This window comes from Maribellus sediminis, from assembly GCF_011799805.1.
Classification (GTDB): Bacteria; Bacteroidota; Bacteroidia; order Bacteroidales; family Prolixibacteraceae; genus Draconibacterium; species Draconibacterium sediminis_A.
Map to the genome: position 1 here is coordinate 56123 of NZ_WXUB01000002.1, position 24615 is coordinate 80737.

General features: G+C 41.1%; 25 protein-coding genes. 13 read left to right on the forward strand and 12 right to left on the reverse strand.

Going from position 1 to position 24615, the window contains the following annotated elements; genetic code table 11:
- Positions 1 to 160: 160 nt before the first annotated feature.
- Positions 161 to 2305, forward strand: a complete 2145-nt coding sequence (locus HFD85_RS07085; protein ID WP_167606931.1) for a S46 family peptidase — start codon at positions 161 to 163, stop codon at positions 2303 to 2305.
- Between the two features lie 76 nt (positions 2306 to 2381).
- Here HFD85_RS07085 and HFD85_RS07090 read toward each other — a convergent pair whose 3' ends face one another.
- From HFD85_RS07090 to HFD85_RS07100, 3 genes are all read right to left on the reverse strand, one after another.
- Positions 2382 to 3359, reverse strand: a complete 978-nt coding sequence (locus HFD85_RS07090) for a hypothetical protein (RefSeq protein ID WP_167606934.1) — start codon at positions 3357 to 3359, stop codon at positions 2382 to 2384.
- Positions 3360 to 3440: 81 nt separating this feature from the next.
- Positions 3441 to 4247 (reverse strand): hypothetical protein, encoded by an 807-nt coding sequence (locus HFD85_RS07095; protein WP_167606937.1) that lies wholly within the window; start codon positions 4245 to 4247, stop codon positions 3441 to 3443.
- A 34-nt stretch (positions 4248 to 4281) separates the two neighbouring features.
- Positions 4282 to 4527: a hypothetical protein gene (locus HFD85_RS07100; protein WP_167606940.1), complete on the reverse strand. Its 246-nt coding sequence runs from the start codon at positions 4525 to 4527 to the stop codon at positions 4282 to 4284.
- 194 nt (positions 4528 to 4721) lie between these two features.
- Between HFD85_RS07100 and HFD85_RS07105 the strand changes: the two genes are divergently transcribed.
- A complete protein-coding gene (locus HFD85_RS07105; RefSeq protein WP_167606943.1) occupies positions 4722 to 6779 on the forward strand; it encodes an acetate--CoA ligase family protein in 2058 nt (685 codons plus the stop codon).
- 20 nt (positions 6780 to 6799) lie between these two features.
- Here the strand turns inward: HFD85_RS07105 and HFD85_RS07110 are convergent, their stop codons facing one another.
- The 3 genes from HFD85_RS07110 to HFD85_RS07120 all read right to left on the reverse strand — a co-directional run bounded on the left by HFD85_RS07110 (position 6800) and on the right by HFD85_RS07120 (position 10327).
- On the reverse strand, positions 6800 to 7228 hold the full coding sequence (locus tag HFD85_RS07110; protein WP_167606946.1) for a hypothetical protein: 429 nt from the start codon (positions 7226 to 7228) through the stop codon (positions 6800 to 6802).
- A gap of 132 nt (positions 7229 to 7360) precedes the next feature.
- Positions 7361 to 9673 carry a M1 family metallopeptidase gene (locus HFD85_RS07115; RefSeq protein WP_167606949.1) on the reverse strand — a complete coding sequence of 771 codons (2313 nt, stop codon included), beginning with the start codon at positions 9671 to 9673 and terminating at the stop codon, positions 7361 to 7363.
- An 81-nt stretch (positions 9674 to 9754) separates the two neighbouring features.
- A complete protein-coding gene (locus HFD85_RS07120; RefSeq protein WP_167606952.1) occupies positions 9755 to 10327 on the reverse strand; it encodes a HupE/UreJ family protein in 573 nt (190 codons plus the stop codon).
- A 121-nt stretch (positions 10328 to 10448) separates the two neighbouring features.
- On the opposite strand from HFD85_RS07120, the gene HFD85_RS07125 reads away from it, so the two are divergent.
- The 4 genes from HFD85_RS07125 to tsaA are packed head-to-tail and all read left to right on the forward strand — an operon-like array spanning position 10449 to position 12254.
- A complete protein-coding gene (locus tag HFD85_RS07125) occupies positions 10449 to 10937 on the forward strand; it encodes a DUF6702 family protein (protein WP_167606955.1) in 489 nt (162 codons plus the stop codon).
- A 53-nt stretch (positions 10938 to 10990) separates the two neighbouring features.
- Positions 10991 to 11371: a hypothetical protein gene (locus tag HFD85_RS07130; protein WP_167606958.1), complete on the forward strand. Its 381-nt coding sequence runs from the start codon at positions 10991 to 10993 to the stop codon at positions 11369 to 11371.
- Between the two features lies 1 nt (position 11372).
- Entirely contained in the window at positions 11373 to 11717 is a 345-nt protein-coding gene (locus HFD85_RS07135) for a translation initiation factor (protein ID WP_167606962.1), read from the forward strand.
- A gap of 39 nt (positions 11718 to 11756) precedes the next feature.
- Complete coding sequence (tsaA, locus tag HFD85_RS07140; protein ID WP_167606965.1) at positions 11757 to 12254, forward strand: tRNA (N6-threonylcarbamoyladenosine(37)-N6)-methyltransferase TrmO; 498 nt, start codon at positions 11757 to 11759, stop codon at positions 12252 to 12254.
- Between the two features lie 221 nt (positions 12255 to 12475).
- Here the strand turns inward: tsaA and HFD85_RS07145 are convergent, their stop codons facing one another.
- From HFD85_RS07145 to HFD85_RS07160, 4 genes are all read right to left on the reverse strand, one after another.
- Positions 12476 to 14857, reverse strand: a complete 2382-nt coding sequence (locus tag HFD85_RS07145; protein ID WP_167606968.1) for a penicillin-binding protein 1A — start codon at positions 14855 to 14857, stop codon at positions 12476 to 12478.
- Between the two features lie 62 nt (positions 14858 to 14919).
- Positions 14920 to 15402 (reverse strand): DUF456 domain-containing protein, encoded by a 483-nt coding sequence (locus HFD85_RS07150; RefSeq protein WP_167606971.1) that lies wholly within the window; start codon positions 15400 to 15402, stop codon positions 14920 to 14922.
- Between the two features lie 70 nt (positions 15403 to 15472).
- A complete protein-coding gene (locus HFD85_RS07155) occupies positions 15473 to 16297 on the reverse strand; it encodes a CPBP family intramembrane glutamic endopeptidase (protein ID WP_167606974.1) in 825 nt (274 codons plus the stop codon).
- Positions 16298 to 16352: 55 nt separating this feature from the next.
- Positions 16353 to 16874, reverse strand: coding sequence for a GtrA family protein (locus tag HFD85_RS07160; protein WP_167606977.1), 522 nt, complete (start codon positions 16872 to 16874; stop codon positions 16353 to 16355).
- 151 nt (positions 16875 to 17025) lie between these two features.
- On the opposite strand from HFD85_RS07160, the gene HFD85_RS07165 reads away from it, so the two are divergent.
- Positions 17026 to 18159, forward strand: coding sequence for a hypothetical protein (locus HFD85_RS07165; protein WP_167606980.1), 1134 nt, complete (start codon positions 17026 to 17028; stop codon positions 18157 to 18159).
- A 5-nt stretch (positions 18160 to 18164) separates the two neighbouring features.
- Positions 18165 to 20627 (forward strand): IPT/TIG domain-containing protein, encoded by a 2463-nt coding sequence (locus HFD85_RS07170; RefSeq protein ID WP_167606983.1) that lies wholly within the window; start codon positions 18165 to 18167, stop codon positions 20625 to 20627.
- Positions 20628 to 20640: 13 nt separating this feature from the next.
- Here HFD85_RS07170 and arfB read toward each other — a convergent pair whose 3' ends face one another.
- Both arfB and HFD85_RS07180 read right to left on the reverse strand, forming a co-directional pair.
- Complete coding sequence (gene arfB, locus HFD85_RS07175) at positions 20641 to 21057, reverse strand: alternative ribosome rescue aminoacyl-tRNA hydrolase ArfB (RefSeq protein WP_206081899.1); 417 nt, start codon at positions 21055 to 21057, stop codon at positions 20641 to 20643.
- Positions 21058 to 21059: 2 nt separating this feature from the next.
- Positions 21060 to 21716 carry a Crp/Fnr family transcriptional regulator gene (locus tag HFD85_RS07180; RefSeq protein ID WP_167606986.1) on the reverse strand — a complete coding sequence of 219 codons (657 nt, stop codon included), beginning with the start codon at positions 21714 to 21716 and terminating at the stop codon, positions 21060 to 21062.
- A gap of 178 nt (positions 21717 to 21894) precedes the next feature.
- On the opposite strand from HFD85_RS07180, the gene HFD85_RS07185 reads away from it, so the two are divergent.
- The 5 genes from HFD85_RS07185 to trxA all read left to right on the forward strand — a co-directional run bounded on the left by HFD85_RS07185 (position 21895) and on the right by trxA (position 24518).
- Positions 21895 to 22239 carry a NifB/NifX family molybdenum-iron cluster-binding protein gene (locus HFD85_RS07185; protein WP_167606989.1) on the forward strand — a complete coding sequence of 115 codons (345 nt, stop codon included), beginning with the start codon at positions 21895 to 21897 and terminating at the stop codon, positions 22237 to 22239.
- Positions 22240 to 22265: 26 nt separating this feature from the next.
- Positions 22266 to 22616, forward strand: coding sequence for a thioredoxin family protein (locus tag HFD85_RS07190; RefSeq protein ID WP_167606993.1), 351 nt, complete (start codon positions 22266 to 22268; stop codon positions 22614 to 22616).
- 71 nt (positions 22617 to 22687) lie between these two features.
- Positions 22688 to 23608, forward strand: coding sequence for a thioredoxin-disulfide reductase (gene trxB, locus HFD85_RS07195; RefSeq protein ID WP_167606996.1), 921 nt, complete (start codon positions 22688 to 22690; stop codon positions 23606 to 23608).
- Between the two features lie 61 nt (positions 23609 to 23669).
- Positions 23670 to 24092, forward strand: coding sequence for an OsmC family protein (locus HFD85_RS07200; protein ID WP_167606999.1), 423 nt, complete (start codon positions 23670 to 23672; stop codon positions 24090 to 24092).
- A gap of 3 nt (positions 24093 to 24095) precedes the next feature.
- A complete protein-coding gene (gene trxA, locus HFD85_RS07205; protein WP_206081900.1) occupies positions 24096 to 24518 on the forward strand; it encodes a thioredoxin in 423 nt (140 codons plus the stop codon).
- Positions 24519 to 24615 lie beyond the last annotated feature (97 nt).

Genomic DNA, 24615 nt, shown 5'->3' on the forward strand with positions numbered 1-24615 from the left:
TAAAAATAGCTAAATAATTCAAAGACCTTCTCGTATTTTAATCGAGTAATTAACAGCTTTGATTAGCCCGAACCTTCCGGCCTTGCCGAAAATCATGTTTTATTTCTTCATTCTAAGCTTATTTGCACCTCCAATTTTTAATTTGAATTCAATAGTGAAAATGAAGAAATTTCTTTTACCGGTACTGCTTTTAGTTGCGAGTTGGCAATTAACGGCGAAAGAGGGAATGTGGATTCCCATGTTACTCGAAAAATACAACCTGGCCGAGATGCAGGAAAAAGGTTTTAAACTGAGTGCTGCTGATATTTACGATGTAAACAATGCCAGCATGAAGGACGCGATTGTTCTTTTTGGAAGAGGTTGTACCGGCGAATTGATTTCGAATGAAGGATTGCTGATTACAAATCATCACTGTGGCTACAGTAATATTCAGGCACACAGTTCGGTTGAAAACGACTACCTGACCGATGGTTTTTGGGCGATGAAAAGAAGTGAAGAACTTCCAAACCCGGGATTAACTGTAAGTTTTCTGGAATACATGGAAGATGTAAGTGATCGTGTCTTGAAGGGCACCGAAGGACTGGAAGATGAAGCATTTCAGAATAAAATTCAAGAGAATAGCGAGCGAATAAAAAGCGAGGCAGCGCAGAACGGGAAATTTAAAACCGATGTAAAACCTTTGTTTTACGGGAACCAGTATTTCCTGTATGTTTACAAAGTATACCGCGATGTTCGTTTAGTAGGGGCGCCTCCTTCGGCGATTGGCAAATTTGGCGGCGATACCGATAACTGGATGTGGCCGCGTCACACCGGCGATTTCTCTGTATTCAGAATTTACGCCGGAAAAGACAACGAACCTGCCGATTACTCGCCCGAAAATGTTCCGTATCAACCCAAAAAGTTTTTCCCGGTGTCGTTGAAAGGTATTCAGCCCGGCGATTTTACAATGGTTTTCGGGTATCCGGGAACTACCATGCAGTACTGGCCGCACCAGGCTGTTGAACTTACCATGGATCAGCGCGATCCGGATCGTGTAATGTTGCGCGATAAAAAACTGGAAATTATTGGCCGCGATATGGAGGCTGACCGCAAAGTGCGGATTCAATACGCCTCCAAGTATGCCAGTATCAGCAATGCCTGGAAAAAGTGGCAGGGCGAAATAAATGGCTTGGAGCGTTTGGATGCCGTTGCTAAAAAGCTGGAGTATGAAGCCGCTTTTAAAAACTGGGCTACCGGCAACGGCCGTTGGGAAAGTGAGTACAAACCGGTGTTCGAAAATTTTGATACCCTGTATACAGAATATGGAAAATACATTAAAGCCAGCGATTATTATTCGGAAGTGGTGTACAGAGGTGTGGAGTTGTTTGGGCGGGCGAAAACGCTGAATTCAATTCTTGCAGACATTGAAGGAAAACAAGCCGATAAGGCAAAGGCATTGTGCGAGTCGATGAAAAAGGGGCTGGATGGTTTTTATAAGAATTTTAATCAGCCTACCGATGAAAAGTTGTTTGTATCCTTGTTGCCAACACTTGTAAATGATCTGGATGCTGATTTTATTCCTGTCGAGGTGAGTGAAATTGTGCATAAATATTCAGCTGAGGAACTCATTAGTAAAGTATACCGAAAATCTATTTTGGCAGACAGGGCCAAACTTGAAAAACTACTTGAGAGTGGTTCTGATAAACAAATCCTAAAGCTGCGTAAAGACCCGGTTTTGGCGATATTTAACGCGCTAAATTTTCTGCATGAAACTGCCATTTTCCCAAATGTTAAAAGCTTGAGTGCAGCTATCGATGCTAATTTGAAAAAGTACGTGGCAGGATTGATGGAAATGAAAAAGGAACAGGCATTTTATCCGGATGCCAACCTTACCATGCGTGTTACATATGGACAGGTTGAAGGTTACAAACCTCGCGATGGTGTTACCTACGACTATTTTACTACACTAAAGGGAATTATGGAAAAAGACAATCCTGAGATTTACGATTACGATGTTCCGGAACGATTAAAAGAATTGTACCGGGAAAAAGATTTTGGCCGCTATGCCGCGCATGGAAGTGTGCCGGTAGCCTTTGTGGCATCGAATCACACCAGTGGCGGAAACTCCGGCAGCCCGGTAGTTAATGCCAATGGCGAGCTGATAGGTGTAAACTTCGACAGATGTTGGGAAGGAACCATGAGTGATATTATGTACGACCCGGAAGTCTGTCGTAACATTTCTTTGGATATCAGATACGCATTGTTTATTATCGACAAGTTTGCCGGTGCCGGTTATTTGCTCGATGAAATGCAGATTGTGGAGTAAAGAAATCAGTTCAGAGTTCAGAGTTCGAAGAACCGAAAAAGGATGTCATCCCGCAGCTGAGGGATGACATCCTTTTCTATTTGCCAAAAACATAAATAATCGACAACTGTTGCTGCTGGTCAATTGTTTCCCAGTCAACAATGTGCATCGAAAGGTTGAATTTTCCTTTTATTTTTTCGTGATTGATAAAGTACCAGATCAGGTCGGTGCGTGAGTAGTTTTTTGCGCGGTAATACGGATCGCCCATCATAAATTTATGGCCTCCTCCGAGGCTCATTACCGATTTTATTCCAAGATTTTTATAACGCATGGCGGCTTCGGCAAAAAAGCTGTTCGAAGTCAGGTAACCATCGGTCACACTCCGTTCGCGGTAGATCGAAGTAAGAACGCCCATTTTTAGCTCTCCCTGAACGGCGACATTTTCAGGAATCCTGAAACCTCCCTGGATGGCAAATCCCATGTAATCTTCAATATGCAGCGGTGGATCGTTGTACAACGTGTGCGCATTGTGAAACATTAACAGGTAATTCTGTAAAAACAGGTTTTTATGGAAAATCTCGCCTGAAAAACCGGCCATAAACTGTTCGCGTTGGACTTCGGTTTGGCGGCCTACCCAATCAACAAAACCCAGTTGATGTCCCCAGTCCCAGTTTATTTTTCCATAAAGTCCTTCAATATTTGGCCGGTAATACAGGAGCGTATCGGTGAGCATAGCCAGCGGAAAATCAATTTTATCGCGCCGTGGGAAAGCCCCAAAAAGGAATTCCTTTTCTTCATCGAGGTATTGATAATACAAGGTCAGTTTAGGTTTCCGGGCATCCACATCGCTTCCAAATTCAAACAAGTGACTCAGGCCACCACGTAATCGGTGATTATCAATGGCGACACCCAGTTCAAAAGCTCCGCGTGTTCCCAATATCGTTTGGGGCATGGAATATTCGCGGGTAAACTCACGGTTATCGCCGATTCCTTCAAACAGAACCTGGTATTCAAAATCCTGAGCAGAGGTGAATAATCCAGTCAGCAAAAATATAATGATAAGCCCTTTTTTCATTTAAGTCGGTTGAAGTTGCTAAAGTAATAAATCATTTAGGATGTCTCAAACTCTGAACACTTAACTCTGAACCTTGAACTTTTAGTCACAAAGAATATAATTGTCACGGCGGGGATTAATGACCATCACAGGAAGTTTTCCGGCCTTGTTTATGATTTTCCGTTCGGGCAAACCAACCAGGTAGTCAAGTGGCGTTATGCTCGAACTTCCCAGTAAAACAAAAAGGTTGCAATCGGACGCCAAAGCATGATCAAGCACTTCAAACGCATTTCTGAAACTTGATCTGCTTCCCTTGTAAACAGTGTGCTTTATACCAAATTTGGTATAAAGTTTCCGGCTTAGAACCACATTCTTTGCTACATTTTGTTTGCCTTCTTTCGATTTGTCGTTGGCTGCAACCATCACGATTTCTGCCTCGTTATAACGACCGAAATACGAGCACCACAAACTGCCGTCGCTGTTCTCCTTTCGCAGATCCATTGGCTGAACCAGCCGGTTGTACTCGATTATTTGCGATTCAGGATGAACAAAAATAAACGGAATCGGACTTTCGCTAAGCGAGCTTGAATACTGCTTAAACCTGTTGGCATTGGCCACGATCAGTACACCTTCATGGTTTTCGGCCAAAACATCAGGCAAAGCACTTTTTTTCTCCGAAAGAATTAAAGTAGAAAGGGCTAATGCAGGCAGCTCCTCTTTTATTTTTTGAACATATCGTGAAAGCTGTTCCCGACAGGCTTCTTTTTGCTTTTTCGCTGCAAGATTGTATACCAGGCAAAGTTCCTTTTTGAAAATAAAAGCAAGTTTAATCGCGTGTTGGATAATGACGTCATCGCCTTCTCCCAAGGTAGTAAACACAATAATTTTTTGTTCCTGGATAGTTGGCATTCCGGTTAAGGCTTTTTAGCTCGAACTTAAACTGCTACTTTTTTGTCCAGGCTTTCCAAGTTTCCTTCAACATAACCGGAAAACCCTTCATCTTCAACTTTTGGCCCGACTGGGTATCAATGACTTCGAAACGTGGAGATAATACGAGTGCGGAAATGGTTATAATCAACACAGCCATACGCGGAACTGCACCAAAAATGGCCCAATATCCCAGAAAAACAATTATTCCTACAAGTACGACTATCAATAAACGGTAAATAAAACTTTTAAAATAAATCATCTGAATAGTTATTTGCTACAACGGTTTTGTTTCGTGTAGTATTTTGATTTAACACCATTTCACGTTTGTGCAATTGCATAAACAATGGCTACCCAACAAAAATAAAGATTTAGTGATAGCGACCTCACTGATATTGAAAAAAATCAGGAAAGGTTAAGTGTGATTTGTCTACTTTTATAACCAAAATCAAAAGCATGATCAACGAACAGTTGCTAAATCCCAAAAGTATAGTAGTTGTTGGCGCCTCGAATAACATTCATAAGCCCGGTGGCAAAATTGTTAAGAACCTGATTGACCACGGTTTTAAAGGAAAACTGTATGCCATTAATCCAAAGGAAGACCGGATTCAGGGGATTCCGTCGTTTGCATCGGTTGATGAATTGCCTTCGGTTGAGCTGGCAGTTTTGGCAATTCCGGCAAAATCGTGTTTACCCGTTGTGAAATTGCTGAGCGAGCAAAATGATACCAAAGCTTTTATAATTATTTCTGCCGGTTTTTCGGAAACCGATGAGCAGGGGAAGCAGCTGGAAAATGAACTTGCTGAAGTTGTAAACAAACACAATGCCTGTTTAATAGGTCCGAATTGCATTGGGGTGATGACACCTTATCACGTCAGCGTATTTACGACACCGGTACCGGAATTGATCCCCGATGGTTGCGATTTTATTTCAGGATCGGGCGCAACTGCAGTTTTTATCATCGAGTCAGGAATTCCGAAAGGCTTGCGATTTGCCAACGTTTTTTCGGTAGGTAACAGTGCCCAAACCGGGGTAGAAGATGTTCTGGCATACCTCGATGAAAATTACGTGGAAGGGAAAAGCCCGAAAGTAAAATTATTGTACATCGAAAATATTGACGACCCGGATAAGTTGTTGTTTCATGCTTCGTCGCTCATTCAAAAAGGATGCAAAATAGCCGCGATTAAAGCCGGAAGTTCATCGGCCGGAAGCCGTGCTGCATCGTCACATACCGGTGCACTAACCAGCTCCGATGCTGCTGTTGATGCTTTGTTTCGGAAAGCAGGGATCGTTCGGTGCTACGGACGGGAAGAATTAACAACTGTTGCCAGCGTTTTTATGTGTAAAGAGCTGGAAGGAAAGAAAATGGCCATTATTACACATGCAGGAGGTCCGGGAGTTATGCTCACCGATGCACTGGAAGATGGCGGATTGAAAATACCGGCTATCGAAGATTCGCCGGAAAAAACAGCGCTGCTTCAAAAATTATTTCCAGGTTCATCGGTTGAAAATCCGATCGACTTTCTGGCTACAGGAACAGCAGAGCAAATGGGCGAAATAATCGACGCTTGCGAGCATGAATTCGATGTGGATGGCATGGCCGTGATCTTTGGCAGCCCCGGACTTTTCCCGATTCGTGATGTGTACGATGTACTTTCTGAAAAAATGAAGGTTTGCAAAAAGCCCATTTACCCGATTCTTCCTTCGATTATAAATGTGAAGGAGGAAGTATCGCGGTTTATTTCACTTGGCCATGTTAATTTCCCGGATGAAGTTTTGCTGGGACGTGCACTTACGAAGGTGATTCATACTTCGAAACCAACTTTGGAGAATCAACCTGCACATAAAATAGCTGTTGATGAAATAAGGGCTGTGATAGATGCAGCCGAAAATGGTTATCAACCGCCGGCAATCATTCACCGTTTGTTTGATTTGGCCGGAATACCGCGTGTAAAGGAAATTGTTGCCACCAGCGAATCGGAAGCAGTTCTGGCAGCTATGAATATCGGATTTCCGGTAGTGATGAAAGTAGTTGGCCCGGTGCATAAAACCGAAGTTGGGGGAGTGATCCTAAATGTCAGAAATGTGGCGCAGGTGCGAAAAGAATTTCATCATCTTTTCGAAATTGAAGGAACTGAAGGTGTTTTGATCGCTCAAATGGCTTCTGGTACCGAGCTATTTCTGGGCGCCACATATGAGGAAAAATTTGGTCACGTAGTTTTGTGCGGGATGGGCGGAATATATGTTGAAGTGATGAAAGACGTAGCATCCGGCCTGGCTCCTTTGTCGAATGTTGAGGCGATGGCAATGATCAAAAGCCTGAAATCGTACAAAATATTAAAAGGTTACCGCAAACAACCCAGTGTAAATATTGAGCGATATGCCGATATCATTGTACGTTTATCGTGGCTGCTGCGCTATGCAACAGAAATAAAGGAAATCGATATTAATCCACTTTTAGGAAACGAACAGGAAATTCTGGCTGTTGATGCCCGAATCAGGATTGAAAAATAAGTGCACACGCTTTTTATGTTTTACAAAAACAGATTGGCGAGCTTGTACTTTTTGGTTAGCGGCTCAATGTTGTTTTTAATGAGTTTGTAATAATCGGCGGCTTTACCTTCACCCAGTAAATTCTCAATAAAATCTTTGCGTTCGCTCTGCAGCGCATTAATTTTTGTTGTTTTTTCATCTTCAGTGCCCGAACCGTTCACAACACCTAAAATATTGCTCACATAATCTTTGTTGTTACCCAGTAATTTCAAAAGCTTGTCAGGCGATGTAAAGCTTTTTCCCGGATCGAGTGCTTTTAAAATATCTTTGCTGAAATCGCTGTTAGTTACGTCATCGATAACTGAGGTATCAACTTTTTTTACAGAAGCAGGAACCTGAATTTGAGCTGAAACGCGGTTTGAAATGAATAGAGTAAATACAAAGCTGAAAAGGAAAATGCATTTTTTCATGATCATGTTTTTTGAAAGTTAATACAAGAAAAACACAAATATAGATGAATTGTTGCCGGAAGCTTATCAAAAAAAATCCTCTGACTTTGTTACTAAAAGTCAAAGGATTGATCTATAATTACCTAAATCCTGTTATTGCTTGTCTTTTGCTTCCTGCATCGGATTCCGTCCTCCACCATAATTACCGCTTCCGTAGCGCGATTTGTACACCTGGAAACGACTTGGTTGCTGACGTTCAGGCCAGTAGTTATTGTCCATGTCGGTATCTGCAGTCTCGTAAAAAGGATCGAGCATAATTTGTTTCACTTCTTTGTTGAACATAAACAGTTTGCTCACTTCTTCATTATTTTTTCTCCAGATCTCGGCAGGAATACGTTGCACTTCTTCTGTTCCGTCGGTAAACTCGAATTTGATGATCAATGGCATAACCAAACCTCCAACATTTTTAAAATCCAGTTGGTAGAAATTCAGGTTGCTGCCCAGCAATTCTTTTTCATCTTCATCGAGCGATGAAAGGAAACGCTCGTATTCTTTTTTGTCCTTTTCGGTTACTTTATATTTATCGTAAGTAGTGTAAAAGTCGGCTGCTTCCGGATTATTTGCCAGGTAAGTTTCATCGGCAAGTTTTGCGTTTCGAATATCAATCATTGTAACTTCTTCGGTATCCAACTTTTTCTTTAGAGGTTTTTCAATTTCAGGATTTTGTGTATCCGGTTGGTACCAGCTTACTTTTTCCAGCGCGATATCGCAATTGTCGGTAGTGTAAAACCAACCTCTCCAGAACCAGTCAAGGTCAACCGCCGAGGCATCTTCCATTGTGCGGAAAAAATCAGCAGGGGTAGGGTGTTTAAACATCCAGCGCTGTGCATATTCTTTAAAAGCATAATCAAAAAGCTCGCGCCCCATAACGGTTTCACGAAGAATATTTAGCGCAACTGTTGGTTTTGCATACGCGTTACTTCCCAGGTTCCAAACCGATTCGGAGTTGGTCATGATCGGTGAAATGAATTTTTTATCGCCTTTCATGTAAGGTACAATTGAACTTGGCATACCGCGGCGCGATGGATAATTAGGTTCCCATTCCTGTTCGGCAAGAAACTCGCAGAAAGTATTCAGCCCTTCGTCCATCCAAGTCCACTGACGTTCGTCGGAGTTAACGATCATGGGGAAAAAGTTGTGTCCTACCTCGTGAATGATCACGCCGATCATTCCGTATTTGGTGCGTTCGCTGTAAGTACCGTCTTTTTCAGGACGACCGCCGTTGAAGCAGATCATCGGGTACTCCATCCCAATTCTGTCGGTATGTACCGAAATAGCAACCGGATAAGGATAATCGAAAGTATATTTTGAATACGTTTTTACGGTATGTGCCACTACCCGGGTTGAATACTGTTCCCAAAGCGGATTTCCTTCTTTTGGATAATAGGACATGGCCATAACCGTACGATCGCCGAATTTTACTCCCATTGCATCCCAAATGAATTTTCTTGAGCTTGCAAAGGCAAAATCACGAACGTTTTCAGCTTTAAAAATCCAGGTTTTTTCTTTATCCGATTTGCTTTGTTCTGCCTTTTCAGCATCTTCCTGAGAAACAATCATAACCGGTTCATCAGAAGTTTTGGCTTTTTCAAACGAGTTGATTTGTTGCTTCGTCAGCACATCTTTTGGATTTTGCAGTACTCCGGTAGCACCAACAACATGGTCGGCCGGTACAGTAAGCGAAACTTCAAAGTCGCCAAAAGGCAGCGTGAATTCACCGGTTCCAAGGAATTGTTTGTGCTGCCAGCCTTCAACCTCATTATAAACCGCCATTCGCGGATAAAACTGTGCAATGGTGTAGAGGTAATTGTCTTCGTCTTCGAAGTATTCATAGCCTGAACGACCACCGTCTTCCAAACGGTTATTGATGTTGTACCACCATTTTACCGAGAAAGAAAATGTTTCTCCGGGTTTCAGTGGCTGTGGTAATTCAACCCGCATCATGGTCTTATTAACGGTTGATACAAGATCGTTTCCTTTTGAATCTTTTATATAATCGAGTTTAAATCCACCATCGAAATCGTTTTGCATGTTCTGAAGCTGACCAAATGAAACACGTTCACGTAACGATGAACTTTGAATTTTATAAGTATCCGAGTTTTTTGCACGCATGTTTTGATCGAGCTGCAGCCAAATGTATTTTAATACGTCGGGCGACTGGTTATGGTAGGAAATGCTTTCTTCTCCATAAATGCGTTGATTCGCATCGTCGAGCCGAATCTTAATTTTATAATCAGCTTTTTGTTGCCAGTATTCGTGACCGGGTGCACCCGAGGCCGTTCGGTAAACGTTAGGAGTTGCTAACTCTTCCTTTAACTGTTTGAACTTGTTGTAATTGTAATTTTCCTGGCTGAAAAGTGTTAATCCCGAGATTAATAAAATGATTAAAAATAGCGTGCTTTTCATTTCTTTTTGATATGATAATATAAACTTAGTTGGCATTTTGATGGTTGCTAAAGTAATAATTCTTGTCACTTATTGTTCTTTTTACCAGAATTTATTCTCAATTAATAAAATTAGGGAAATTCCGAAACCGGCTCCCGAAACGTACAATTTCCAGAAATCGTGTCTGACTTTTAATAAGTTAACCGTAATCAACAGTATTAAAAAATACGCGGCTAAAATTACAATCTGTCCGGCTTCGAGCCCGAGGTTAAAAGCCAGCAGGGGAGTGAATATATTCGACTCGCGTCCGAGCAGCTCTTTCAGGTAGTTTGAAAATCCCAGTCCGTGAATCAACCCAAATAAAAGTGTAACCACATAAATAAAACTTTGTCGGCCCGATTTTAAAGGGAGAACATTTGAAACCGCCGTCATCAGGATCGTTGCAGGGATCATAAATTCCACAATATCAGAAGGGATACTAACAATATTCAGGGTTGATAAAGCCAGGGTTAACGAATGGCCGATGGTAAATGCCGTGACCAGAATGAGTACTTTCCTGATCTGGTTCAGGCTGTAACCCGCACATAAAACCAAAACAAAAACAATGTGATCGTAACCATGAATATCAATAATGTGCTGAAAACCCAGCCGAAGGTACATTTCAAACAGACTCATAAATTTTTATAATTTAGCAGCGCATTTAATCGGAACGATTACACTTCAATTTGTTTTGAAGCGTTGACCAAAACCGACAAACAGTAATTTTAAGCGCGTGAAAATAGCTAAAAAATATTTTTTGGTACTTTTATTTTTCGTTTTATCTGCGAGTGCATCTCTGGCGCATCCGTATTATGTGAGTATTTGTCAGATTGAATACAATCGCGAAACCCATGCACTTGAGATTTCATTGAAAGTATTTGCCGACGACCTTTTACTGGGGCTTGAAAAAGCCGGACACAAAGAGGTCTTTCTGGGTGAAGAGCGCGAAAATCCTAATACCGACAGCCACATCAATCAATATGTCCATTCGAAGTTAAAATTTGAGGTTAACGGCAATCCGGTTGAATACAAGTTTATTGGTAAAGAGTTGGAGGACGATGTGGTTTGGTCGTATTTTGAAATAAGCAACGTGGAGGAACTTAAAACCATTGATGTGCACTGTACCTTGTTAACAGAAATTCACGAAACGCAAAGTAACGTTATACAGGTAGACAAGGATAAAAACATAAAAAATTTATTACTTGGCAGAAGAAAAACATCGGGAGTTCTTAGTTTTGAAGATTAACAATAAGAAACTATTTAGCCCTTTCGGGTGTTCATACTGAAATAAAAAAAAATATGGATCCGGTTTCAGTTATTGGAGCGTTTATTATGACCCTGGCTTTTTTAGCTTATGGTCTTGGCAGTATTACCCTCGAAAGGTTTCGAATCGTTGGGAATGTTGTACTGGTTTTTATGACATTGGGTATCATATTCGAAACCACAGCGATTATCCTTATGATGTTGGGAAGTGGTAGTGCCGAATTCAACCTGCACATGGTGGTTGGGGCTTTCGCATTTATTTTGCTCCTGGTAAATTCCAGTTGGTCGTGGTTGGTTTATATACGATACGGAATTGACGCCTCGGTAAGCAAGTCTTTATTGACGTATACCAAAACGGCCTATTTTGTATGGGTATTGGCATACCTCTCGGGAATAGTATTTTTAATTTGGACGTAAGATGGCAAACGATTGGAAAGATAGGTTGGGAGTAGTATTTTCTACAAATCCCGATTTTCAGTTTAATAAAGACGATCAGGAAGAAGCAGCAACACTTCCTCCGCAGCAGCAGAATCTTAAAGTGATGCTCGATCGCAAGAAGCGAAAGGGCAAGTCGGTAACACTGGTAACCGGATTTATTGGTTCCGATGATGATCTTAAAGATTTGGGAAAAATGCTAAAAAGCAAATGTGGAGTGGGAGGTACTGTTAAAGATGGTGAAATTCTGATTCAGGGAGATTTTTGCACGCGTGTAATAGATATTTTAAAAGCCGAAGGCTACAAAGTAAAAAGAGCAGGCGGGTAACTCAGCTTCATTGTTTTCTGCTTCTAAATCTTAAAAACCATGTCTGAACCTATCGAATCAGTTAACCTAATAGTAATTGGCAGAATATCCACGGCACATTCCGAAATTGCAAATATGCCCATTCAATCGAGCGTGGCAGCCCATCAGGAAGGTGTTGCTGAGGTATTCCCTCAATTTGCTGAAGGACTAGCCGATATCGAAGGATTCTCTCACCTGATTTTACTGTACAATTTTCATCGCCAGGATGGTTATAAACTCATGGTAAAACCATTTATGGATGATGTTGAACACGGTGTTTTTGCAACGCGTTCGCCCAAACGGCCGGCAGCTATCGGAATGTCGATCGTTAAGGTTTTAAAAGTAGAAGGCACTAAAATTTATTTCGAAGGTGCAGATATGCTGGATGGTTCGCCGCTGATTGATATTAAACCTTTTTTCAAAGTTTTTGATAACCGCCTCGATGCGGTTAGTGGCTGGCTTGAAGGGAAGGATGAAACGCAGATCAAAAAGGTGCGATCTGATGATCGGTTTAAGTGAATACCGGATACTTGATACCAGATGTTGGATTCTGGATTTCATGCCCAAAAAATGTTTGAGATTTCTAATGTAGAATATACAATATTCAATGCTGAATTTCCAACTTACAAAATGTTGAAAATTGAATATTGATCATTCATTATTGGATATTAGATACTTGATCCATGATACTTGCTCAAAGCTCATTGCCCTATGCTCTTGGCTCAAGGCTCCATGCTCTACTACTTCTTTTTCTTAAAAATACTTTTTATTTTTTTCCAGATCTGACCGTCATCTTTCTTCTCAGCTTCAACTTTCTTTCTGTTTCCAAGTTCACCAGGTTTTTCCCGGTCTCTTCTGAAAATATCGGCCAGATTAAAATCATGTTTTTGAATATCGAGAACATCACGGTACCCCGGCTCGCTAAGCATGGCCAGCATTTCTTCGCTGGGTTGCTGAAAAGTGTGAGTAGCCAGGTTGGCAAATTTCCGGTCGCGATAAGTTTTGTAAAAGAATTTACCAACAATTGGCAAGGCCATATACGCTCCCTGACCGTAGGTTGTAGTTCGGAAATGTACCCGGGGATCGTCGGCGCCAACCCAGCACCCGGTTACCAGATCAGGTGTAATTCCGATGAACCAGCCATCTGAGTTATTCTGTGTGGTTCCGGTTTTCCCGGCAAAGTCGCCCGGAATATTGTAAACGGTGCGGATACCACGGCCGGTTCCCGTATTGGTTACTTCTTCCATCATATTAATAATGGCTCTGCAATTTTCGGGCGCCACAACCGGGTAATAGCCCGATTCGTGTTTGAAAGTGTGTAATACTTTACCGTTCTTATCTGCAATTTCAACCAGGTAGTTGCTCTCAACCGGCACCCCGTCATTGACAATTCCGGCATAAGCTTCTACAATTTCCTTTAACGAGATAGAAGCCACACCCAGCGCGAGCGAAGGGTACTCTGGTAGGTCGGAGGAAATGCCAAGATCGCGCGCAATTTCAATTGTTTCATCAATACCTGCTTCAAGCAAAACATCTACCGAAACGGTGTTGATCGATTTGGCCAGCGCGCCTTTCATATTGTAATAGCCTTCGTAATCGTCGTGCGAGTTACGTGGTGCCCAATCGTTATATTCTTCGTAAACTTTATACTGATTCGGGAAATAGGTGTCGGCGGGGATATTTTCCTCCAATGCCGTCAGGTACACAAAAGGTTTAAATGTAGATCCGGTCTGGCGTGGAGCCTTCACATGGTCGTATTTAAAAAAGCGGTAATCAATTCCACCCACCCAGGCTTTCAGAGTTGAATTATGCGGATCGATAGCAATGAAACCGGCATTCAAAATTTTTAAGTAATGCTTTAATGAATCAAGGCGGGTAACATCTCTGTTTTCGAGGCCATCCCAGGTGAAAAGTGTTGTGTTTATTTTCTTATCATATTTCTTCAGTTCTTCGCTGTACGAACTTCCGCTGTGATTGTGATTTTGAACGGCACTTTTAATTATTTCCGGATTTTCCTTAAAAATATCGCGGTTGCGCCAGTGGTTATCGAAAACCTTTTGCAGGTCTTTCATGTATTCTTTTACGGCTTGCTGAGCGTACGTCTGCAGGTTGTAATCCAGAGTCGTTGTGATCTTTAAGCCATCGGTATACAGGTTGTATTTATCGCCTTTTTCGTTGGTATGAGCCTCGCACCAGTCCATCAGTTCGGGCTTGATCATTTCGAGGAAATACGGTGCCGGACCCTGATTATAAGATATCAGGCGATATTTTACGCCCAGCGGTTTTTCTTTGTAAACAGCCGCTTTTTCTGCGCTCAGGTAATTATGGGTTACCATCAGATCTATAACCACATTGCGGCGTCCGAGCGCGCGATCGGGGTGTGTTCGCGGATTGTAGTAATTATTGGCCTTCAGCATTCCAACTATAACCGCTGCTTCATGCACATCGAGGTTTTTAGGCGATTTGCTGAAAAAACGTTCGGCAGCCACCTCAATACCATAAGTATTTTCTGCAAAGGGCACGGTATTCAGGTAAAGTGCAAGAATTTCGTACTTGTTGTAAATCCGCTCCAAGCGATAAGCAATTATCGCCTCACGCAGTTTATTGACAGGCATTGAAAGCGGGCCGTAATTTACACGAGGAAACAGGTTTTTTGCGATTTGCTGACTGATGGTACTACCTCCGCCGGAGTTGTCTTTCCGAAGAATGATAGATTTTACGAGAACTCGCGCCAAAGCGATCTCGTCGATTCCACGGTGTTCGTAAAAACGGGCATCTTCGGTTGCAACCAGCGCATTAATCACGTTTGGAGAAATCTCTTCGAAAGTGGCGTAGCTACGATTTTCAATGTAGTAACGTCCCAAAATTTTTCCATCGGCCGAATATACTTCCGATGCCAGTGGATTGTTGATCTGGTGAAGTTGTTTTTTCGACGGTACCGGCCCTAACACACCCAGAAAAACCAGGATGAAAAACAGGCAGCCCAATAAAAAAAGTACCAGTGCACTTTTCCATAGCCACTGCCAGATGGGGTACTTAGAGTTTTTCTTTTTCGATTTTCCGCTGTTCTTCTTCACCGGTTTTCGGCTGGAAGTTGTTGTATTTGTTTTCTTTTTTGCCACACGACAAAACTATAATTTAATGGTAACCTTTGCTGATTAAACTCAAAATTATGTTGTTTATTTTACGAAACGATTAATTCTTTGAAAAAGTACCAGGTCATCATTCCTGAGGTAATCAGTTTTAGAAGAGTGCCAACAAGAAATCCAATAAAAGAACCAAAACCTGATTTGATGGCAACACCCGAATCTTTTCCTGAAGTTAATTCGCCAATTACGGCACCCAGAAATGGCCCTATAATAATACCGAAAGGTGGAAAGAAAAACAAACCGATTACCAGCCCGATCACACTGCCCCAAACACCGCGTTTACTGCCACCAAAGCGTTTGGTTCCCCAGGCCGGGATGACGTAGTCGAGCGCATAAACTACTGCGGTTATTATTCCCCAGATTACAAGGAAACGGGTGGAGAACTGATAGCGTTCGGTAAAGTGCAGTAAAAGTAAACCAAGATAATTCAGCGGTGGCCCCGGAATTACGGGTAAAACACATCCCAGTATTCCGCTGATCATAAAAAGTACTCCTAATCCAATCAATACATAATCCATTCTCAGGCTTGTTTAAATTTTGCTCAAAAATAGGTTTTTGCTTTGGTCAGGTGCAAACTTTTCGGTGAACTCACGACTTTTCTCGGTGTTTGCGAAACCAGCGAATACTTGTGAAGTAAATCAGAATTAAAGAAATTCCCATAACAAGTCCGCTTACAGCCAGGAACTTTTCCTGTTCCAAAAGGTATATAGGGTGCTCATGCATCCGATCGCCATAAGTGACCGCCAACAGAACAAGCGAATTATTAATGGAGTGACCAAGAATAGCGACCAGAATGTTATTGGTACGAAGCATCAGCCAACCCAGTAACAGGCCAAGCACGAAGGTGGCCGGCATTTGCCACGGATTCAGGTGAAAAAGCGAAAATAACAGGGCCGACATAAACACCGCCACAAAACCATTGTAATTCTTACGGAAGCCGTTAAAAATAAGTCCTCTGAAAATCAACTCTTCAACTACAGGAGCAATGACCGCAACTTTTAAAAATACACCCATAAATCCATAATCGCCTTCAAAAATTTTATTGAATAATTCCCAGAACCAGGGGGGTGGTGGAATTGCTTTACCAACCCAGATATTTACCAGGTCGAGAAAATTATGCGCACCCCAAAGAAAGGTGATAATCGGAATGATAACCAAAGGATTGAACAACTTAAAAGGGAAGATCTCCAGAATCGGTTCCTTCGATTTTTTGATCCCGTATATAAGGATAAAAAGCACCGACCCTACGCCCAAAACAACTTTTTTTATAGGATTGTACAGGTATTCGGTGTCCTTGTAATAATCAATCAGCGCCAGCGGAAAATCAACCAGCGTCTGAATAAAAATATACAGAATAACCAGGTGGATCCCCTTTAAAATCGTCGGATAATATCTTTTCTCGTACGTTTCCATACAAGAACTAAAGATAGCTAAATAGGGAGAAGTTCAAATGAAAGCGAAATAAAAATTATGCACGGCTTCGGCTGGCTACCTGCCGTTTCCCGGTTTGAAAGGTGAAATAACGCTGAGCCACATAACTATAGATCACAACAAGGAAAGTAGTTATTACTTTCGAAAGCGGTGCATACCAGCCAAAGTATTCGACAAACAGTTTCAGGAAAACGTAATTCAAAAGGATAGAACCGCCTACAGAAAGTAAATAGCGGAATAACTGAATACGTCCTTTTAACTCTGAAGCTGTGAAAGTAACATATTTAGCCAGAAAGAAACCGGAAGTAAAGGTAACAGGGAAGACCATCAGAAAAGCGGCAATGTGTCCGCTGATGGCCACAAAGCCCAAATGAACGATTTGACCCTGAAGGATGTATTGATAGACTACAAAGTACAGAATGATATCGAGCAGGGTATTGGCACCACCTGTTGCCGCATACCTGAAAATTTCGCGTGGAATAAAATGCAAGAATGGAAAATAAAACCAATCTACAATCCGGATAATAAAGTTGCCTATTCTGTCAAAAATGTTCCGCATGAATTTGTGTTAGACAAATTATGCTTGCAAAGAAAAGAAAACAATTTAAAATATGCCGGATTTACGTTTTTCTATGGCGGGTATTTTAAAACATTTTGTAAAATATTATGTACATTCGCCATCCAAAAATTATTGAACCTTTACACATATCATGAAATCTTTTATCGTTATTTTATTCCTGATCGTTTTAGCAAAAACAATTTATGCTCAACCTAAGGGATACATTGTGGCAGGCAACGATACCACAAATGTTATACTTAGTGTTAAGAAGAAACATCAGGAATATACTGTTAATTTTAGGCGTCTGCATGATGTTCAAATGAATTCATTAACAGCTCCGAATGCCAACGAAGTATTCGTTCCGGGGCAATGGAAGTACGTTTCTGTTAAGTTGGATTCTTTGGGCAATAATGTGTGGGCCAAATGTATTTTTGAAGGCGAGTACAGCCTGTTGGAATATAGGTCGGAATATTATATTGTTACAGCAACTGAAGTGTTCCATTTACCTGCTCCCGATGACAAAAACAATCGCAATAAGTATAGCGGAATAATGACCATGTTGTTTTTTTCAAAGATAGATTACAATTACAGGTCGCTGGATTATTCTGCCAAATCGTTGGTAGAACCATTGATTATCTATCATAAAAAGAACAATCTCCCTTATTTTGATTACAACAGTTATTTAACTGTGTCGTCATCAAATTTTGTGGAAGCTAATCTTGGTACTACACAAGGATTTTACCTTGCTGACCTAAATAAATATTCCTTTGACGGGCAATCGCTGGGGCTTGCTTTCAACAAAACATTTTTGTTTCCAGACTGGTCAAAAAAGTTAGGACTTTCTACAGGAGTAACACTCAATGTCGTATTTTTCGACGAGTATGCCAAAACTACGCTGGTAAATGGAAACGCTTATGCTGATTTCAAAAATACCCTGTATTCTGCCGGCATTGTTGGGGCCATTGATTTTTATGTTGTCGATAATGCGAAGCTTACCGTAATGTTTGAAGCCGGCGTTGAATATGCCAGGTTATTTGCTTCTGATACGGAAGTCAGGATTGAACAAGAACGTGGGAATATTGTCAACACAGCAGTTAGGCCCGCTTCCTTAAATCAGAATTATCTTATTTCCCAATTCGATCGGCTAATTATTGGGGTTCCAAAACTGAATGAGTCAATTTTAGTAGGGTTGGGAGCTAAATTTCCATTGGGCACAAATTCAGAGGAAGCGAATGAGTTCGGTGTCGGGCAGTCACTTTGGTTATCCGTTTTTTATAAATTTTAGCAATCATGAAAAAATTATATTTCCTGTTAATTGGTTTAATATTACTTCTTGCCGGATGCCAAAAAGAAGAATCCAGGGAATTTCCTTCAGTTCTTACTTCGCCTGATATAATAATCGAAGAGGATGGAGTATCCGTAACGGGATTGGTTGATGGTGATTGGTCTTCAGCAATTACCGATTATGGTTTTGTTTATAATATTAACGGTTTGGGCGAATCCAATGAAATTCGTATTTCGTTGGGGGCAACCATTCCAGGCACTAATATTTTCGGTACTAAGATCGAACGAAACCTGCAAATTGGAGAAACATATACTTATAAAGCTTATGTTGTTACTTCGTCATACGTTGTGTATGGAGAGGAGAGATCATTTGTAAGCCTCGGAGGGAAAGCTCCTGAACTGGAGAGTTTTACCCCGGCAGTAGCTTCTATTGGCGATACGCTTACGATTAGAGGAAAGTATTTTTCTGATTTAAAGGGAATGAATAAAATATATTTCAACAATGCTTTTGTATATCCAGAAACTTCGAATGATACAATTTTGACTGTGATCGTTCCCAACACTTTAACTTCATATGAAAGTAAAATCCGGGTTGAAGTTGCAGGGAAGAGTTCGTTTTTTTCGAAAACCTTTAAGATAGCAGATCCGCTGATCGAAGAGATATATCCGAAACAAGTACTCCCAGGCGGCACAATTTATATAAAAGGGAAAGGTTTGGACGCGGTTAAAAATGTTATAATCAATCAAAGATCAGTCTCTGTTCAGTATCGTCCTGATTCCATTGCCCAGTTTAAAATACCAACAGATATTTCCACAGGAACTCAGGATTTAAGTGTTATGGTCTTCGAAAAACAAATTGACCTGGGGCAGAAGATCGAAATTGTATTGCCCAAAATTGTATCGGTAACTCCCGAAATCGCATGGATCGATACAATCCTTACAGTTACCGGAAGCTACCTGAACTATTTGACTAATTTCAAACTTGGCGAATATCAATTACAGGAGGTTTTAAAAACTGACAGTTTAGTACAGCTTCGGATTCCTGACATATTTACATCATCAACAATTACCGCCAGCTTTTATTCCTACACTATTCAATCGGGTCGGCAAATAAAATTGAATATGCCCGTTATTACGTCTATTACGCCCGATGTCGCTTATGCAGGGCAGATTATTACCTTAAAGGGTGAACGTTTCTTTTACGGTATGTCTCCAAGTATCGGAACCTTTCAATCCATAAGTTCAAATGAAGCTACTTTGGCCCTTCCATGGAATCTGGATGCCGGAGAATACACCATTGATTTGGAGTACTGGTACAGCATTTCGGAGGGGACTGTTAGTTTTTCAATTCCCGAAATATCAATAATCGATTACTATCCTAAACAAATTAAGAGAGGAGATACGGTAAGCGTAGTTGTGGAGAATCTGCCTGAACAACTTGCCGGATATTATGCCGTAGCTTTTGATAACAAACCCAGCGAATTTTTCGAAAAAAAAGGAAACATTTTAAAGGTAACGGTTCCACAGAATGCAGAAATAAGTGCGTCCCCAAAATTGTCGGTTTATTTGGGAGGGCAGGTTGCCGAAATTCCCAATGCATTTGTTTTTAGCGATCCCTGGATTAAACTGGATAAAAATTATTCCATGTTAAACGGTGCCTGTACCTTTGTTGAAAGCGCAGGAGAACACTATTTGCTATACCAGGATCAGCTAAAATCTTCGCTAAAGAAATTTAATCAGGATACCGAAGAATGGGTACAAATATCAAATACCGATTTGTTTAATTCTGTTCAGGTTTTAACTGCCTTTTCAACAGCCGATAATATTTATTTCCTGGTTAGCGGGTGGAATTCGCAAAAAATCAGTTACTGCTATTCTATTTCGAACAACAAGTGGTCGCGGGTTGCCGATTATCCGGTTAGGGAGGATTATATTGCCACGACGTATTCATTTGTTTTCGATAATGTTGGCTACGCCGGAAATATCGATGCCTTATACAAATATGATGAAGCGACAAATACATGGGAAAAGAAGTCTACTTTGCCTACCACACATTACGAGTTAGAGGATCCTTTCTATTTCAACACATCAGGTCGCGGTTATGTAGGTTTTAAAAAGTCAATTATAAATTCAACAGAATATAACGAGTTCTGGGAATATAATCCCGTGTCTGATACCTGGTCCGACCTGGGTAGCGCACCCATGCATGTGTACAGAGGGGGGAGTGCTGTTGTTTTAAATAACCGTGCTTACATTATTGGAAAAGGATATACTATTTTAGGTGAATTTGTCAGCTATGATTTGCAAACGCGGGCTGTAACTAAATTAACTTCTCCTCCCGGCTACTGGGATAGAGACTATTATCTTTTTTACGAGAACGAAACTGTATATTTTATGACCAGGCCTTATCCCGAGGGATGGAAAATTTATAAAATTCCGGCAGAAGAATTGTCCAATCAGGTTCGGTAATCAATTGGAAAGACTACAAATCTGGTCGACGTCTTAAATTCTTTTTTAGCGAAAGTATTTTTTTTGTTTCCATGCGTTTTAAGCGCGACGCACGTGTTGGAGCTGTTTTCTTTCGAGGTTTTTGTTTGGTAAGCGCTTTTTCCAGTAAATCGAAAAATAAGGCGGTAACTTTCATTCGGTTCCGAAACTGACTGCGTTCGGCATCGGATGCTAATATCAGTTCACCCTCGGCATTTATCCTGTTTTTCAGTTTTTGAAGTAAAGTGCTTTTTTCATCCTCTGAAAAAACTTCAGAATCGGGTATTGAGAAACGTAATTCCACACGCGTGTTCACTTTGTTCAGGTTCTGTCCGCCCGGGCCACTGCTTCGGGTTGCCGAAAAGCGGCACTCATTTTCGAGTTGTTGTTGTATGGCTTCAGAAAGTAGCACGATCACCCATTTTTGCTGATACCAACAAGCAACTTCGCGTCAGTAATTTCTATATTCTTGCCGTTTAGTGCGATCATGCCTTCTTTCTCGAACTCTTTCAAAAACTTGATGGCACTTTCGGTAGAAATAGAGGCAAAATCAGCCAGATCCTGGCGGGTGAGGTAACTAAAAATATCTTCCTTCAGGAAATCTTCCTGCGAAAGATAAAGCAGTGCAGAAGCCAGTTTACCGCGCATTTGTTTGTATGAAACATTTTTGATAATCTCGAGCAAATGTTTTTCCTGTCGGTAATTTTTAGAGGTAATCTGCAAGGCAAATTCAGGCTGATCGAGCAGTATTTTCTTAAGGCTTTCTTTTTCTATCATGCAGATCTCGGCAGTTGTAAGCGCCTGTGTTGAATAGGTATGCACGTTCTCTCCAAAAATGGAAGCGAAGGCCAGAAAATCGCCGGGTTTGGCGATTGCAATGTTAATCTGTTTATCGAAACCGGTTTGCAGGTAAACTTTTACCAGGCCCTTCACCACATAGATCACGTATGGCGCAAAAGCTCCCTGTTTAAAAATATTCTCGCCTTTTAAATACTCAACTCTTGTTTTGTGTTCGTCGAGATCGGTAAAATGTTCCAGGCGGCAATCGTTATATGGTTCCGGATTATCCATTTTTGTATAACTGCAAATTTATCATTTCCGCTCAAATATCAGGCTTTAAAAATCAATTCTGTTATTTGACAGGAAAAAAGCTGCGAAAGTTCATTCGGCCGGCTACCACCTTACAGCATCAATTTCTGGCACAGGTCAAGGGCTCAATCTATCTTTGTAAACGTAAATAAAACAAAAAATGAGACGGGTAGCCATACCAATATTGGATAACACTTTAAGCGAATATTTCGGAGGATGTAATTTCTACGAAATTTTCGAGATCGAAGACGGAGAAGTCAGGAAGTCGTCGGTGGAAATACCAACGGTTGATGCGGTTGACCAACTTCCGCAATGGCTTGGAGAACGGGGGATAACCGATGTGATCGTATACAAGATCAAAAAAGAGATCATTCGCTTATTTGCTTCTCAAAAGATCAATCTGTTTGTTGGTATTCACCAGGATACACCCGAAAACCTGATAGCAGACTATCTGCATGGAAATCTGGAATCGGATGAAAAAATCATTCAGGAAATAACAGTTTAATAAATAACATTCTAATACAATTTATCATGAAATTATTGAGTACCGCACTGCACGAGATTGAAACTGCAGCAGAATTGGAAAAATTCATCAACGAAAACGAAAATGTAATGGTATGCTGTGGCCGCATGGGCCCAATGTGTCTGCCGGTTTACGATGTTATGGAAGAACTGGAGGAAGAGCGTACCAATGTAAAATTTGCGGTAATGGGATTTGATAATCCTGAAGCAGCCGTAATTCGAAATGCACCCGAATGTCGTGGTTTTATGGGCTTACCATTTACCATGTATTACAAAAACGGTGAGGTTGCACATGCTACCAGCAGCATTCAGAATATGCAGCAGGTAACCGACATCCTCGACGAGCGATTTGGTGCATAATAAAAACCATTCAAGATACAGTCATCCCCGGTTCGCCGGGGGTGGCCCTTTTTAAAAGAAATTCCAGAAAGATGAACGAAGTTTTCGATACCATAATTGTAGGTGCAGGGGCTGCCGGATTAACAGCCGGAATCTATGCATCACGGGCAAAACTTTCCACTTTAATTTTGAATGAAGGAGCTGTTGGCGGCCAAATGGTGTTGACAGAGGAAATTGCCAACTATCCGGGTGTGCCAACAACCAAAGGATACATGCTGGCCAATAACATGAAAATGCAGGCCAAAAGTTTTGGTTGTAAAATCAAGTCGAACGTTAAAATTGCAAAGTACGATCTTGATGGCGATATTAAAACCATTGAACTGGAAGACGGCCGCACGTTTCAGGGAAGGTCGGTTATTCTTACTCCCGGAGGAAGGCCACGATCGTTGAATATCGAGGGCGAAGATCAATTTAAAGGAAAAGGAATTTCGTACTGCGCAACCTGCGACGGTGATTTCTTTACCGGAAAAGAAGTGGTGGTAGTAGGCGGTGGAAATTCAGCTTTGGAAGAAGCAGTTGCACTTACAAATTTCGCCACAAAGGTTACTATTGTTCATCAGTTCGATCAATTTCAGGCGTTCAAACATGCGGTAGAAGAGGCCGAGAAAAATCCAAAAATCGAATTTGTAATGGAATCGGAGCTGCGTGGCTTTTATGGTAACGGATCACTTCAGAAGGTTTCAATAGAACACTTGCCCACAGGAAACCGATCGGAATTAACAACCGACGGTACCTTTATTTTTATCGGTTATCAACCCAATACCGAAGATTTAAAAGAGGTAATTGAATTGAATAATCACAATGAAATTGTTGTGGATGCCGATATGAGAACCAGTGTTAAAGGCGTTTTTGCTGCCGGCGACTGCATCAACAAACGCTACCGTCAGGTTACAACTGCTGTAGCCGATGGTACAATCGCTGCTTTAAGTGCTTCAGACTACCTGCGTAATTAAGTATTGTTTGCAGTAATTCTATCTTTGCAGCGCAAAAAGAAATTTTATCAAAAAAAAATACATGTCGAAACAACAGGTAAAAGTAGATTGGTTAGAGAATATGGCATTTGAAGCCGATGTTAATGGTCATAAAATTGTATTGGATGCCGCCGACGGAGTTGGAGGCGAAGACCGTGGTCCACGCCCAAAACCATTGATGCTGACCGCACTGGCAGGGTGTACCGGAATGGACGTGGTTTCCATCCTTAAGAAAATGCGGGTAGAACTCGATGGATTTAATGTGGTGGTTGAAGGCGACCTTACCGACGAACATCCTAAACAGTTTTATAAAATGAATGTTATCTATGAATTCACAGGGAAGGACCTGCCATTGGAAAAACTTCAAAAAGCTGTTTCTTTGTCGGAAGAAAGATATTGTGGAGTCAGTGCTTTGTATAAAAAAGCCATCGAACTGACTTCGGAAATTAAAATAAAAGAAGTATAAGTTATGTCTGTTACACTCATTGTTATTTTAGCTGTTGTGCTGGCCCTGGTTGGAATGATTACGTTCACTTATTTCAAAACAAAAAATGCCAAGCCGGTTGAAAACAGCAAAAACATCAAAGTTTTAAACAAAAAGAATTTTACTGCAGTCACCAAAAGGGGAGTGGTGCTGGTCGATTTCTGGGCAGCCTGGTGTGGCCCCTGCAAAATTATTGCTCCAACATTGAATGAAATTGCCGATACGCAAAATGAATTCAAGGTTGCAAAAGTAAATGTCGATCACAACCAGCAGTTGGCTAAACAATTCAAGGTGATGAATATTCCTACTTTGCTGATTCTCAAAAATGGAAAAGAAGCAGGAAGAATTGTTGGCATTAAAACAAAACGCGCCATCCTGAAAGAGGTGGAAGCTGTAATGGCGAGTTAATTCGAAAATAAACAAAATTTAGATAATTTATTATCAATTGAAGGAGGCAGAAGCCTCCTTTTTTTATGTCTAAAATATTGGTATTAAGTAATATTAG